Origin of the sequence: Humitalea rosea, from assembly GCF_003253705.1 — a bacterium.
Classification (GTDB): Bacteria; Pseudomonadota; Alphaproteobacteria; order Acetobacterales; family Acetobacteraceae; genus Humitalea; species Humitalea rosea.
Genome location: NZ_QKYU01000007.1, coordinates 131,620 through 145,321, shown reverse-complemented (window position 1 = coordinate 145,321; position 13,702 = coordinate 131,620). Strand labels below are relative to the sequence as shown.

General features: G+C 71.5%; 13 protein-coding genes. 7 read left to right on the top strand and 6 right to left on the bottom strand.

Translation table 11 applies throughout. The features are described 5' to 3' along the window. Positions 1-13: 13 nt before the first annotated feature. From C8P66_RS07925 to typA, 3 genes are read right to left on the bottom strand one after another with little or no spacing between them, the layout of a single operon-like run. Positions 14-439: an RES family NAD+ phosphorylase gene (locus C8P66_RS07925; protein ID WP_245903313.1), complete on the bottom strand. Its 426-nt coding sequence runs from the start codon at positions 437-439 to the stop codon at positions 14-16. Between the two features lie 10 nt (positions 440-449). Then, the gene (gene parS / locus C8P66_RS07920) at positions 450-818 is read right to left on the bottom strand and encodes a type II RES/Xre toxin-antitoxin system antitoxin (protein ID WP_245903311.1); all 369 of its coding nucleotides are present in this window, start codon (positions 816-818) and stop codon (positions 450-452) included. Positions 819-875: 57 nt separating this feature from the next. Next, positions 876-2,726, bottom strand: a complete 1,851-nt coding sequence (gene typA, locus C8P66_RS07915; protein WP_111397693.1) for a translational GTPase TypA — start codon at positions 2,724-2,726, stop codon at positions 876-878. 272 nt (positions 2,727-2,998) lie between these two features. On the opposite strand from typA, the gene C8P66_RS07910 reads away from it, so the two are divergent. Both C8P66_RS07910 and C8P66_RS07905 read left to right on the top strand, forming a co-directional pair. Further along, the gene (locus tag C8P66_RS07910; protein WP_111397692.1) at positions 2,999-3,649 is read left to right on the top strand and encodes an EI24 domain-containing protein; all 651 of its coding nucleotides are present in this window, start codon (positions 2,999-3,001) and stop codon (positions 3,647-3,649) included. Positions 3,650-3,830: 181 nt separating this feature from the next. Then, a complete protein-coding gene (locus tag C8P66_RS07905; protein WP_111397691.1) occupies positions 3,831-4,631 on the top strand; it encodes a DUF2189 domain-containing protein in 801 nt (266 codons plus the stop codon). Between the two features lie 12 nt (positions 4,632-4,643). Here C8P66_RS07905 and C8P66_RS07900 read toward each other — a convergent pair whose 3' ends face one another. Beyond that, positions 4,644-5,621 (bottom strand): adenosine kinase, encoded by a 978-nt coding sequence (locus tag C8P66_RS07900; protein ID WP_111397690.1) that lies wholly within the window; start codon positions 5,619-5,621, stop codon positions 4,644-4,646. A 432-nt stretch (positions 5,622-6,053) separates the two neighbouring features. On the opposite strand from C8P66_RS07900, the gene C8P66_RS07895 reads away from it, so the two are divergent. Together C8P66_RS07895 and C8P66_RS07890 are read left to right on the top strand one after the other, a co-directional pair. Continuing rightward, complete coding sequence (locus C8P66_RS07895) at positions 6,054-6,581, top strand: bactofilin family protein (protein WP_111397689.1); 528 nt, start codon at positions 6,054-6,056, stop codon at positions 6,579-6,581. A gap of 131 nt (positions 6,582-6,712) precedes the next feature. Then, the gene (locus C8P66_RS07890) at positions 6,713-7,078 is read left to right on the top strand and encodes a hypothetical protein (protein ID WP_146422760.1); all 366 of its coding nucleotides are present in this window, start codon (positions 6,713-6,715) and stop codon (positions 7,076-7,078) included. Between the two features lie 149 nt (positions 7,079-7,227). Here C8P66_RS07890 and C8P66_RS07885 read toward each other — a convergent pair whose 3' ends face one another. Continuing rightward, positions 7,228-7,812 (bottom strand): RecX family transcriptional regulator, encoded by a 585-nt coding sequence (locus C8P66_RS07885; protein ID WP_111397687.1) that lies wholly within the window; start codon positions 7,810-7,812, stop codon positions 7,228-7,230. 313 nt (positions 7,813-8,125) lie between these two features. Between C8P66_RS07885 and C8P66_RS07880 the strand changes: the two genes are divergently transcribed. From C8P66_RS07880 to C8P66_RS07870, 3 genes are all read left to right on the top strand, one after another. Further along, entirely contained in the window at positions 8,126-8,593 is a 468-nt protein-coding gene (locus C8P66_RS07880) for a GlcG/HbpS family heme-binding protein (RefSeq protein ID WP_111397686.1), read from the top strand. Between the two features lie 119 nt (positions 8,594-8,712). Then, positions 8,713-10,515 (top strand): transglycosylase domain-containing protein, encoded by a 1,803-nt coding sequence (locus tag C8P66_RS07875; RefSeq protein WP_245903309.1) that lies wholly within the window; start codon positions 8,713-8,715, stop codon positions 10,513-10,515. Further along, positions 10,512-11,072: a hypothetical protein gene (locus C8P66_RS07870; protein WP_111397685.1), complete on the top strand. Its 561-nt coding sequence runs from the start codon at positions 10,512-10,514 to the stop codon at positions 11,070-11,072. Before C8P66_RS07875 ends, C8P66_RS07870 begins: the two co-directional genes overlap by 4 nt. Before the next feature lie 86 nt (positions 11,073-11,158). On the opposite strand, the gene C8P66_RS07865 is transcribed toward C8P66_RS07870, so the two are convergent. Then, the gene (locus C8P66_RS07865) at positions 11,159-13,501 is read right to left on the bottom strand and encodes an autotransporter family protein (RefSeq protein ID WP_146422758.1); all 2,343 of its coding nucleotides are present in this window, start codon (positions 13,499-13,501) and stop codon (positions 11,159-11,161) included. Between the last annotated feature and the right edge of the window lie 201 nt (positions 13,502-13,702).

Below are 13,702 nucleotides of genomic sequence, written 5' to 3'. Positions count from 1 at the left end.
CTGTCCGGGGAGGCTAACCCGCCCAGAGCCGGCGGTCGAAGCTGAAGGGCACCTGTTCCAGGATCGCCGCTTCCGCCGCCTGCGGGTGACGCGGGTTCAGCAGCAGGGTCCAGGCGCCGGGCACGATCACGCTCGGCACCCGCAGCACCGGCGAACGGCCCTCCGCCAGCCAGGCATCGCCCAGCGCGCGAGGGTCCTCAGGCAGGGAAGGGATGGTTTCGGCCTTGGGCAGCGACAGCCGCAGCAGCACGTAATCGGCGGGGATGAGTTCGGGCGGCAGGTCGAGGTGCACCCGCACCTCCAGCACCGCCAGCGCCGGATGGTCGGCGGCATAGACCACGGCCCGGCCGGGGCTGTTCCAGCGCCCGCCCCAGGCCAGCGCGCCGGCCCCGGTCAGATCGGCATAAGGGGCGCGGCAGAGGCGCCAGGCCCCAATCAAGCGACACGCCTCAGGCGGCGATCCCATGCGCGATGCGGCCGAGCAGGCTCTCGACCTGGCGCGCGCCGGGGTCGGTATCCAGCAAATCCAGCGGCGCCTCGCCGCCCAGCGCCGTGGTCGGGCGCCGCAGCCAGGCATGGGCGCGGGCGGGGTCGGCGAAGGTCTGCTCGGTGAAGTCGATGACGCGCAGGATGCGAACCAGGCGGTCCGACTGCTCAGGCGTCAACCGCCCCAAGGCGCGGCGATGGGCCAGCGTCTTGCGGGGGATCGCCAGCCGGTCGAGTTCGGCGGCGGTCAACCGGCCGGCGGCGATCGGGGCGTCGGCGGCCTCGGCCGGAAGGCCCTGGCGGATGGCGTCGATGGGGAAAACGGCGTTCATGGCGATATGCATATCATCGATGTGCATATCGCCACAAAGGAATTCAAGCAGCCGGTATTATGCCGCTTCGGTGGCTTCCGACCGGCGCGCATGCTTCTTGCGCTCGTTCGGGTCGAGGTAGCGCTTGCGCAGGCGAACGGCCGAGGGCGTCACCTCCACCAGCTCGTCTTCCTCGATATAGGCGATCGCCTGCTCCAGGTTCATGCGGCGCGGCGGGATCAGCAGCAGGGCCTCATCCTTGCCGGCGGCACGGATGTTGGTCAGCTTCTTTTCCTTGATCGGGTTCACGTCCAGGTCGTTGTCCCGGCTGTGCTCGCCGAGGATCAGGCCCACGTAGACCTTCACGCCCGGATCGACGAACAGCGTGCCACGATCCTGCAACGAGAACAGCGCGTACTGGATCGCCTCGCCATCGGAGTTCGAGATCAGGCTGCCGTTGCGGCGCCCCTCGATCGGCCCGGCGAAGGGCAGATACCCGTGGAACAGCCGGTTCATGATGCCCGTGCCGCGCGTGTCGGTCAGGAACTCGCCATGGTAGCCGATCAGCCCGCGGGAGGGGATGAGGAAGGTCAGGCGCTGCTTGTTGCCGCCCGAGGGCCGCATGTCCTGCAACTGGCCTTTTCGGAGGCTCAGCTTCTGGACGACAACGCCGGAATATTCCTCATCGACGTCCACCAGGGCCTCCTCGAAGGGCTCCTCGCGCTCGCCGGTCTCGGGGTTGGTCTGCATCAGCACGCGGGGGCGGCCGATGGTCAGCTCGAACCCTTCGCGGCGCATCTGCTCGATCAGCACGCCGAGCTGAAGCTCGCCACGGCCGGCGACCTCGAAGGCGTCGTTCTCCGAGGACATCGTCACCTTGATGGCGACGTTGCTCTCGATTTCCTTCAGCAGCCGCTCGCGGATCTGCCGGCTGGTGACCTTCTTGCCCTCGCGACCGCCCAGGGGGCCGTCGTTGATGCGGAAGGTCATGGACAGGGTCGGCGGATCGACCGGGACCGAAGGCAGCGGCTCGGTGATCGAGGGGTCGGCGATGGTGTCGGGAATGGTCGCGGAGGACAGCCCGGCGATGGCGACGATGTCACCCGCCTCGGCGGTTTCCACCACCACCCGGTCCAGCCCGCTGAAGGTCAGCAGCTTGGTCAGGCGCCCGGTCTCGATGATCGTGCCGTCGGAGTGCAGCACGCGCACCGGCATGTTCAGCCGCGCGGTGCCCTGCTCGATGCGCCCGGTCAGGATGCGGCCCAGGAACGGGTCGGCCTCCAGGATCGCGGCGTTCATGGCGAAGGGCAGCGAGGGGTCGAGGCCCGGCGCCGGCACATGGCTCACGATCAGGTCGAACATCGCCGACAGGTCCTTGCGCGGCCCGTCCATCGTCGCATCGGCCCAGCCCTGGCGGCCGGAGGCGAAGAGCATCGGGAAGTCGAGCTGGTTGTCGTCCGCGCCGAGGGCGGCGAACAGGTCGAACATCTCGTTGTGGACGTCGTCCGGGCGCGCGTCCTGGCGATCGACCTTGTTGACCACGACCATCGGGCGGATGCCGCGGGCCAGGGCCTTGGTCAGCACGAACTTGGTCTGCGGCAGCACGCCCTCGGCGGCATCGACCAGCACGATGGCGCCATCGACCATCGAGAGGATGCGCTCCACCTCACCGCCGAAATCGGCGTGGCCGGGGGTATCGACGATGTTGATCTTCACGCCCTTCCAGTCCACGGCCGTGCACTTGGCCAGGATGGTGATGCCGCGCTCGCGCTCCAGATCATTGCGGTCCATCGCGCGTTCCGCCACCACCTGATTGGTGCGGAAGGCGCCGGCCTGCTTCAGAAGCTGGTCGACCAAGGTGGTCTTGCCGTGATCGACGTGCGCGATAATGGCGACGTTGCGCAGGGGGACACTGGTACTGGCGCTCATGCTGCGCTCTCCTGTTCGGGCATAAGCCGGGGCGCGTCCTCGGGATGAGCGTATGACCTATGGCTCATTGAAGCTGGGCGTCCGGCTATGGGTGTGCGCCCGCAGGCACCCCTTACGGGCGCGGGGCGCGTGTTGCGGCGCACACATAGGCGGATCGGCGGCGAAAGGGAATGCAAAACCGAAGATTTAACGGGCTGCCCCGCGCGGGGCAGGGTTGAAACCCGGGTCGAGGCCGCTTGCGGCGCTCCCTCCCCGCCCCCATTTCGGCGCCCATGCTCGATGCCTTGTCCCTCGCCTTCGGGCAGATCGCCGACCCCGCCTTCCGTCGCCCGCTGCTGAAAGGCGCGGGGCTCGCGGCCCTGGGGGCGCTCCTGCTCCTCTGGGGCTGCATCGAGGGCGCGGCCTGGGCCGTCGCCGGGGCGCCGGGGTGGATCGGCTGGATCGCGGGCACCCTTGGCGGCATCGGCGGGGTGATGCTCGCCTGGTGGCTGTTCCTGCCGGTCGCCGTCGCGATCTCGGGCATCTTCGTCGAGGAGGTGGCCCATGCCGTCGAGGCCCGGCACTACCCCGGCCTGCCCCCCGCCCGCGGCGCCCCTATCGCGGCCCAGGTGCTGTGGGGCCTCACCTTCGGTGTGAAGATGCTCGCGGTGCAGATCCTGCTGCTGCCGCTGATGCTGGTGCCGGGGATCGGCTTCGTGGTGGCGCTGGTGGTCTCCGCCCTGGTGCTCGGGCGCGGCTTCTTCGAGGGCACGGCGCAGTTGCGGATGTCGGTCGCGCAGGGGCGGGCGCAGGCGCGGGCGCGGCGCTGGTCGGTCTGGGGACTCGGGCTGGCGCTGGCGCTGCTGAGCCTCGTGCCGGTGCTCGGGCTGTTCGTGCCGAGCCTCGGCACCGCCGCCGCGGTGCATCTGCTGCGGCGAGGCTGACATCCGGCGGGGGTAATCCGCTTGGATGTTACGTTTCTTCTCAATCCCCTGGCCGGGCGGTGCTAGACTTCGTCACAAGAGGTCCGATCGCCGCCCGCCCGGGCCGGCCCGACCAGCAGGCCGCGACCCCGGTTCCCGTTCCCGATCGGCGCCCTCCCCGCGCAGCCAAGGAACAGCGAGCATGGCCCAGGCGAATACCATCTATGGCGAGACCTATCGTCACCCGGCGCGCGCGACGCCGATGGTCCGGCGCATCGGCCCGGCCGATCTGGTCCAGGCCCTGCGCAAGGGCTGGCAGGATTTCCTGGCGGCGCCGACCCAGCTGATCTTCCTCTGCCTCGTCTATCCGGTCATCGGGCTCATCGCCGCGGCGATGGCCTCGGGCGCGGAATCGCTGCCCATGCTCTGGCCGCTGGTCAGCGGCTTCGCGCTGGTCGGGCCGGTCGCGGCCCTTGGCGTCTATGAGCTGAGCCGGCGGCGGGAGGTGGGCGACACCGTCTCCTGGATCGATGCGCTGGAGGTGCGGCATTCGCACGCGCTCGGCTCGATCCTGGCGCTGGGGGCGCTGTTGTTCGGGATCTTCCTGCTGTGGCTGGCCGCGGCGCATCTGATCTACCAGTTCACCCTCGGCGGCACCCCCGCGGTGCCGGTGGAGGACTTCCTGCGCTACGTCCTCACCTCGGCCGAGGGGCAGCGGATGATCCTCTGGGGCAACCTCGTCGGCTTCTGCTTCGCCGCGGTGGTGCTGGCGCTGACCGTGGTGTCCTTCCCGATGCTGCTGGACCGCAACCCCGGTGTCGCGGTCGCGGTCCGCACCTCGCTGCGCGCCGTCGCGGTCAATCCGGGGACGATGGCGCTCTGGGGGCTGATCGTGGGGGGCGCGCTGCTGCTCGGCAGCCTGCCCTTCTTCGTCGGGCTGGCGGTGGTGATCCCGGTGCTCGGCCACGCCACCTGGCACCTCTACCGGGCCGTGGTGGCGTAGGCGAAGCGGCGCTCAGGCCCCGACCAGCGCCCGCAAATCCGTCTGCGGCCGCGCGCCGACATGGCTGATCGCCTCGGCCGCGCAGACCGAGGCCCAGCGCCCGCATTCCGCCAGGGCCAGCCCCCGCGCCGCCGCGGCCAGGAAGCCCGCGGCATAGGCATCCCCGGCCCCGGTGGTGTCGAGCACCCGGGTCGGCACCACGGCGATCTCGGCGGTGGTGTCGCCGGCGACGATGAGGCTGCCCTTCTCGCTGCGCGTCAGCGCCGCGATCGGCACCTCCGCCCGCACGGCCGCAACCGCGGCGTCGTAGTCGTCGGTCTCGTACAGGCTGGTGAGTTCGGACTCATTGGCGAAGAGGATGTCCACCCCGTCCCGCAGCAGCCCGCGGAAGGCCTCGCGGTGCCGGCCGACGCAGAAGGCGTCCGACAGGCTCAGCGCGACCTTGCGGCCATTCGCCTTGGCGATGCGCAGCGCGGCGCGGAAGGCCGCCTGGGCCGCCGGCGGGTCGAACAGATAGCCTTCGAGGTAGGTGACCCCGGCCGAGGCCACCCGTGCCGCATCCACATCCGACTCGCCGAAGGCGACGCAGGCGCCGAGGTAGGTGTTCATGGTCCGCTGCGCATCCGGCGTGACCAGGATCAGGCAGCGCGCGGTCGGCGCGCCGCCGACCAGCGGCGCGGTATCGAAGCTGACGCCGATGCTGCGCAGGTCGTGGCCGAAGATCTGGCCCGGCAGGTCGTCGGCGACCTTGCCGAGGAAGCCGACGCGGGCGCCGAGCCCCGCCGCCGCCGCGCAGCTATTGGCGACCGAGCCGCCGCTGCTCTCGATCCCGGGCCCCATGGCGGCGTAGAGCGCCTCGGCCTCCTCGGTGCCGACCAGGCGCATCGCGCCCTTGTCCAGCCCGCGTGCCGCGAGGAAGGCGTCATCCGCGCGCGCGAGCACGTCCAGGATGGCGTTGCCGATGCCGAGAATATCGAGTGTCTGTGTCATCGGGCCCCCTCATGCCGCCGCGCCGGTCGCGGCCTGCGGGCGATAGGACGCGCCTCGGGGCGCCGCAAGTGGCCCATGATTTCCGGGGATAAACAGCACCCGCAGGTTGTGCCGCCGGGAAGCCGCGTGATAGCCACTGTCACGTCGCGTCTGGACATGCCGGATAAGGCCAAGGGGCAGAAACCAAAACACGCCGGGCAAGGCCCCGGATGTCAGGTCGCCCAGCCCCCAAGGCAGCCACCGCGACGTGTCAAAGCTGGGGATTCCGCCATGTCCGTATTCAGCCGCTTCCGTGAGCAGGCGCAAGCCGACTCCCGGGGCGAGAACCGCGCCACGGAACCGACGCCAACCGCGCCCGCCCCGTCCTATGCCCTGCCGACCACGGCCCGCCCTGCTACGCCGGCCGCTTATCCCGCCTCAAAGGATGCCGCCATGAGCCTTCCCCCCAAACCCGCCACGCCGTCCGCGCCCTCCCCGGGGCTGATGCCGCCGCGGCCGGGCATGGTGCCCCAGAACCCCGGCATGGGCACGATGGGCCAGCCGCAGCGCCAGCAGCCCGCCGCCGAGGAACGCCGCACCCTGGTGATCGGCCGCGGGATCAGCCTCGCCGGCACCGTCGCCGATGCCGAGCGCCTGGTGATCGAGGGCACGATGGAGAGCCAGATGCTCCAGGCGGCCGAGCTGTTCATCACCGCCACCGGCACCTTCAAGGGCGAAGTGCAGGTCCAGGATGCCGAGATCGCCGGCGTGTTCGACGGCACGCTGACGGTGCGCGGCGCGCTGGTCATCCGCGCCAGCGGCCGCATCATCGGCGTCGCCCGCTGCGGGCGCCTGCAGGTCGAGGATGGCGGCCAGCTCTCCGGCCGGATGGAGATGCTGGGCGATGGCACCGCCGCCGCCCCCGGCGCCCCGGCACCGGCCGCGCCGCGCCCCGTCGCCGCCGACCTCAGCCAGGGCTGAGGCGGATCCTGGCCCGCGCGGCGGCAGGCATGGGTTCGGGCTCCCCCACGGGGTCCGGCCGCCGCGCCTGGCGGGGCTGGGCCCTCGCCTTTGCTTTGGTCACGAGCGGCTGCGCCACGCAGCAGCCGGATATGGCGGACGTCCTGGCGGAGGTGATGGCAAATCAGCGCGCCAGCATGGCCGCCGTCGGCACCCACCCGGGCCCCGCGGCCTCGGCCGGGCTGCGGCCCCGCGAGACCAGCGGGCTGATCGGCGCACCGCCCGAGGTGCTGGTCGGCTGGCTCGGTGAGCCCCGGCTGCGCCGCAGGGAGGATGGCGCCGAGATCTGGCTCTACCAGGCCCCGGCCTGCCATCTGGATGTGGTGCTCTACCCCGAGGCCGGGCGGCTGCGCGTCGCCTATGCCGCCGCCCGCGCCACCGGCACCCAGCGCCAGACCGAGGCCGGCTGCCTGCGCGAATTGGGGCAGCCGTCGGAAATCGCGCGCGCCGGGGGGTGATGGGGAAAAAGACCGAGGGGCCTCGCCCGCGATCACCCCGGCAGAAGCAAGGTGTTTCCGCACTTCCCCCCAATGAACTGATTTTATTGTAAAAATCTAGCAAGCCCGGCTCCCGGTGGGGGGCAAGCCCCTCCCCCTTCAGCCACCTGCTACCCGGCCCGCGAGGCCTCCATCAGCGCCTCGGCATCCTCGGCGGACATCTCCAGCGCCGCCACCGCCACGCCGCGCGGAAACCCGGCCCGCGCCAGCGCCGCCAGCGCCCGGTTGCGCGCCACACCGTCGCTCTCCCCCATCGCGAAGGGCCCCGCGCGGCGCCGGCGCAGCGCCCCGAGGGCGGCCAGAAGCTCCGCCTCCTCGCCCTCCGGCAATGCCGCGCGGGCGACCTCCGAGCCGACGCCCTTGGCCGCGAGATGGGCGGCGATGGCGCGGCGGGACTTGCCGCCGCGTTGCAGCCGCCCGGCCCGGGCGGCGGCGAAGCTCGCGTCATCCACGATCCCGGCCTGCGCCAGGGCGCGCGCGACCCCCGCGGCCTCGGCCCGCGCCGTGGCCGCCGCGGCCGCGATATCGGCGGGATCGCCCCCGGCCACCTCCGCCTCGCGAGCCCAGCGCGCGATGCGCCGCTCCAGCACCCGGCGCAGCCCCACCTCGGTCGCGGCGAATTTGCCGAGATGGGCGAGGGCGACCTCGCGCAGCCTGGCGGCATCGGGGGCGGGGCTGGGGGGGGTATCGGCCATGACCCATCCTGCCCGGTTCCGGCGGGGTGGGGAAACTCCGCGCCTGGGCCGGTGTCGGCGCCCCGGCGCGGCAGTCCGATGGCACCCGCGCCAACCCGCCGGGCACGGCGCTCGGCCGCGCCGTCGAGGGCGTGCCGCCGGCCCCCCTGGCACCGGCGTCATCAACAACAACGGCGGCTGACCGCTCTCTCCCGGCCGTCGTTGCAACAGCGCCGCATCGTCCCCTCGGGGGCGGTGCGGCGTTTGCCGTTCTGGACAGGCGGCGCGGTGAAACGTATCGCGGGGGACCCGCTGCCAGGAAACGGACCAGAAGATGCCCCAGCCCGCCCATCCCGCCGCCATCAACGGCCTGACCCTCGCGCAATCCGACATCATCGCCCGCGCCGCCCTGGCCAAGGGGCGGGAGCTTGGCCTGCTGCCGCTTTCGGTCATCGTGCTCGATGCCGGCGGCCATCTGAAGGTCGCGATGCGGGAAGATGGCGCCAGCCTGATGCGGCCCGGCATCGCCGAGGGCAAGGCTTTTGGCGCGCTGGCGATGGGGTTCGGCGGGCGGGAACTCGCCCGCCGCGCCGCCGCGGCGCCGGGCTTCACCACCGCGCTTTCGGATCTGTGCGGCGGCCGCGCGGTGCCGGTGCCGGGTGGCGTGCTGGTGCGCGATGCCGAACACCGCCTGCTCGGCGCGGTCGGCGTCTCGGGCGATGTCTCGTTGCAGGATGAGGCCTGCTGCGTCGCCGGGATCGAGGCCGCCGGCCTCGCCGCCGACACTGGCGACCCCGCCTGATCTTTTGAGGAACCCCACCGCGCCAGCCGGATGGCGCGACGGGCTCACCCATCGCGGGAAATCGCCGCCCTAAGCACTTGGCGATTCCCTGCGGCGCCGGGCTCCTTTACCACGGGGCCGTGCGCACCTCCCCCGCCCGCAAGATCGCGCCGCCGCGCTTCATCCCCGCCAGGCCGCAGAAGCGCGGGGCGTCGCTGCGTTGGCTGCGCTGGTCGGTGATCCTCGGCGTCTGGGGCGGGCTGGCCGCCGCCGTGGTGGTCCTGGTGCTGCTGTGGGACCTGCCGCGCCCGGAAGACGCGCTGCTGCATACCCGCCGGCCGATCACCACCCTGGCGGCGGCGGATGGGCGGGTCTTCGCGACCTCCGGCGATCTGTATGGCGAGGTGCTGCGGCTGTCCGCGATGCCGGCACATCTGCCGGCCGCCTTCCTCGCGGTCGAGGACCGCCGCTTCCGCCAGCATTTCGGCCTGGATGTGATCGGGCTGCTGCGCGCGGCCTGGGCCAACCTCGCCGAGGGCCGGGTGGTCCAGGGCGGCAGCACGCTGACCCAGCAGCTTGCCAAGAACCTGTTCCTGACGCCGGAGCGATCGATGCGGCGCAAGGGGCAGGAGGCGCTGCTGGCGCTCTGGCTGGAAAGCCGCTTCAGCAAGGATCAGCTGCTGGAGATCTACCTCAACCGCGTCTATCTCGGCGGCGGTGCCTATGGGGTGGATGCGGCGGCGCGGCTCTATTTCGGGGTGCCGGCGCGGCGCCTCGCCCCCTGGCAATCGGCGATGCTGGCGGGGCTGCCCAAGGCGCCCTCCCGCCTCAACCCCCGCGCCAACCCCGATGCGGCGATCGCCCGCGCGCTCGAAGTGCTGCGCGACATGGTCGAGACCGGCGCGCTGACCGCCGCCGAGGCGCGCCTCGCGCAGGAGCAGATCGACCTGCCCAGCGCCTCCGGCCGCGACACCGGCTGGTTCGCCGACTGGGTGCAGGATGACCTGGCCGAGCGCTTCCCCGGCAATGCCGATCTGACGTTGCGGACCACGCTGGACCTGCGGCTGCAAGGCATCGCCGAGCAGCGGCTGGAGGCGATGCTGGCCGGCCCCGGCGCCGCCGCCCGGGTCGGGCAGGCGGCGTTCCTGGCGATGGATGCGACCACGGGTGCGGTGCGGGTCATGGTCGGCGGCCGCTCCTACGCCCGCAGCCCGTTCAACCGCGCGGTGCAGGCGCGCCGCCAGCCGGGCAGCGCCTTCAAGCCCGTGGTGTTCCTGGCCGCCCTCGAACGCGGGCTGGGGCCGGATGACACGGTGTCGGATGGCGCGTTGCGCGGCCGCTGGTCGCCGGGCAACGGCGGCTGGCGCTCCCACGGGGCGATCAGCCTGGAGGACGCCCTGGCGCATTCGGTGAACACCGCCGCCGTGCGCGTCCTGGCCGCGGGCGGCGGGGCGCGGGTCGCGGCGGCGGTGGCGGCCCGGCTCGGCTTGCCCGGCCCCTTCCCGAATGATGCGACCATGGCCCTCGGCACCGGGGAGGCCAGCCTGATGGAGCTGACCGGGATGATCGCGGCGATCTGCAACGGGGGAATGCAGGCCCCTGCCTTCGGCATCGCCAGCGCCGAGGCCGGGCGGCGCAGCCTGACCCTCGCCCGCCCCGGCGCCGAACGCGCCATGGCGCCAGAGCATGCCGCGAGCCTGCGGCGGATGCTGGCGGCGGCGGTGGACCACGGCACCGGCCGGGCCGCCGCGATCACCGGGGGCGAGACGATCGGCAAGACCGGCACCACTCAGGGATTTCGCGATGCCTGGTTCATCGGCTGCAGCCGGGGGCTGGCGGCCGGTGTTTGGATGGGCAATGACGATGCCACTCCGATGGAGGGCGTGACCGGCGGCGCCCTGCCGGCACGATTGTTCCGCGACGTGATGGAGAACGCCCGATGAGCGACACACGGCTTGCCGAGGCGATGGAGGCGGCGGCCCGTTCCGTGCGCCATGGCGTGAACAACCAGATGATGGTGCTGCTGGGCAACCTCGACCTGCTGGCGAACAAGGCGGAGGACGGTTCGCCCGCCGCCCGGCAGATCGGCCGCGCGCGGGAGGCGGCGGATCGGATGGCGGGGCTGCTCGGCGCCTATCTGGCGCTGCCGCGCGACGCGGGGGTGGCGAAGGTCAGGCCGCGGGCCGCGCTGGCCGCCCTGCTGCCACTGCTGGAAAGTGCTGCGGGCCGCGGGGTCAGCCTCGAAGGCAGCCCCGAGGGGGTGGTGGCCTGGCCACGGCCCGAGCTGCCGTTGGCGCTGCTGGGCTGGGCGATGGAGGCCGAGGCCGCCCGCGCCGCCGGTGCGGTGGTGCCGGGGCTGGTCCTGCACGTGGCCGGCGGGAACCAGGGGCTGAGCCTGGCGCCGGAGCCGCCGCCCCGCGATGGCGCGGCCTTCGCCACGGCGGCGACGGCCGCGGGCGGGGCCTGGGATGGGACGACGCTCCGGCTGCCCGGAGCCTAGTTCGTTGTTTTTTCGTATTTTCCGAGTCGTCGGGTGACTCCACCCGACCAGAAAATGCCCTGGCCCCTCCCCGACCCCTGTTGCGATCAGAACCGGCCGGACAGCCGCACCATCCCCTGGTGCGCCGTATAGCCATCGTTGCGGCCGTAGAAGTCATAGACCGCCTCGACCGACCAGTTCCGCGAGGAGCAGGCGCAGGACAGCAGGGTGAGCCCGGCGCCCGCGTTCAGCGTATCCTCGGCCGGCTTCAGCCCAGGCGTGGTGAAGGAGGCCGAGCCGACCGACCGGAAGGAGGCGGTCTGTTCCAGCGCCGGGTTCTGCAGCGCATGCAGCCAACGGGCATGCACCTCCGGCACATAGACGACCTCGGCATGGGTGAAGGGCCGCGCGATCTTGGCCCCGAGCCCGGACTCCAGGAAGTCATAGTGGCGGGATTGCTGGGTCAGGTTGATGTCGCCCGCCCCGGTTTCGGTAAAGCCGTCGATATTCACCCGGGTGTACTGCAACGAGGCAAGCGGGGTGAGCCGGAAGCCCTTGGCATCGATGTTGTAGCCGGTGGTGGCGAAGGCCGTGTAGTTCTCGCCATTGTAATCGGCATGGGCGGAGCGGCTCAGCCCCGGGAAGACGATGGGGCGGGTGCTGGTGTACTCGTTCCAGCCGTAGGAGACGGCGCCGTTGACGTACCAGGGACCGCTTTCATGGCCGATATAGGCCGTGGCGATGTAGGAGTCCGAGTTGGTGCGGGTGTCGAAGCTGTTGCCGCGGATCGTGCTGCGGGCATAGCCGAGGCCGACGCCGGCCCGGGTATTGGGGCCGAGGGCGGTGTCATAGCCGAGCATGGTGCCGGCGATGGTCGCGTCATAGCCGTCGAAGGCGCCCCGGGCAGTCTGGGTGGAGATGTTGCCGAAGCCGTTTAGCCACATGCCGCTCTGGTGCGCGTTGCCGCCGCAGCTCGCGGTTTCCTCGTCGGAGAGGCCCGGCAGGCCGCAGACCGGCGCGTTGAGGCGGGTCTGCCACAGCGCCTGGAACTGCCGGACGCCCTGGAAGGTCACCAGCGGCGCGGCCTGGTCCGTCGCCGAAGGGGCAAGCTGCGTCACCGCATTGACCACGGCCGGGCCATCGGTGAGCGCGTTGATCGGCGCCAGCACATTGACCACGAGGTCCGAGGTCTCGGAGACCGGCACCGGGCCCGAGGGGACTGCGGCCACCGGGACGACCGGCACGCCGGGCACCGGAACCACCGGCGTGCCGGTCGGGAGGACCGCGGGGGCCACGGGGGCGACCGCGATCAGCACCGGCACGATGGTCGCCGCGACCGGCTGGGTCGGCGGCAGCGGGACGCTGGGCGGCGTGACCGGCACCAGCAGCGGGATGCCGGTGGTGCGGATCGCGACCAGCCCCGCCGTGGTGCCCGCCACCGGCACCGCGGCGAAGGTGTAGAGCGGGTTGGTCGGGTCCTGGATCGTCACCCGCACGACGCTGCCATCGGTGCCGCTCTGCACGGTGCCGGTCTGGGTCTTGACGATGTTGAACTGGGTGCCGACCGGGATGAAGGCGGTGCGCGGCACGTTCACGTTGACGCGCAGCGTGGGCCCGAGGTTGGTGGCCCCGACCGGGCGGATGTTGCCATAGACCGTGGGGCTGGCGAGGGTGGTGTTGATCACCCCGCCCGGGCCGCCATTGGCGATGGTCAGCGCGCCGCCGACGTTCAGCGTATTGGTCCCGAGCGAGAAGGCGTAGGCATTGGCGGCACCGCTGATGCCGGCCGAGACCCCGGCGGCAGTGCTGCCGCCCACGACATTGATCGAGCGCAGCCCGACCGCGCCGCCGACCGCGCCATCCAGCATGCTGCCGCCACCCAGGGCCAGGGTGCCGGTATTGGCGCCCGCCGTGGTGGTCAGCGCGCCGATCAGCGTGCTGTTGCGCCCCAGGCCGATGAAGCCGTCACCGGCGAAGTTCGTCGCCGAGATATTGATGGACCCGCTGTCGAAGTTCACAGCACCGGTGCCGGTGACGTTCAGCCGGGTCGCATAGACCGGGCCCAGGAAGTTGACCGTGCTGCCGGGGTTGCCGGCGGCGATGTCCAGCAGGAACGGCCCGGCCGGCTGGGTCTGCCCGATCGCGCCATGGACCGTGGAGCTGCTGTTGAAGACGATGTTGCCCTGGCTGGAGGCGGCGGTGCCCACCGCGATCAGCCCCGGCAGGGCCGGCGTGTTCAGCGTGTAGATATCCGTCCGCGGCCCGCCGGGGACACCGACGGCCAGGGTGCCGGTGATGCCGGAGGCCGACATGTCGACGCCGCCCAGCACGCCGGCCGCGTTCAGCGGGATGATGCCGGGGCCGACGGCCTGTTGCCTCTGGGCGAAGGCGTCGGGCGACCAGGCCCCCACGGCGGCGACAACCAGCGGCACCAATTGTGGATGTTTCATTCTGTCGCTCTCCAAATATCGGTTCGTTATTCTGGCGCGAGAGCTGAATGTTCAAATCGAACCGGCGGCCAGGGAGAAATAAAAACTCCGTAACCGTTGGTAACGCGGAGTTCTCCCACAAATCAATGATGCAATTTTACATCATTTTTACATAATTGAAAAATACAACGAGATGTTATGCAACTAACTGGCGCGGGGATT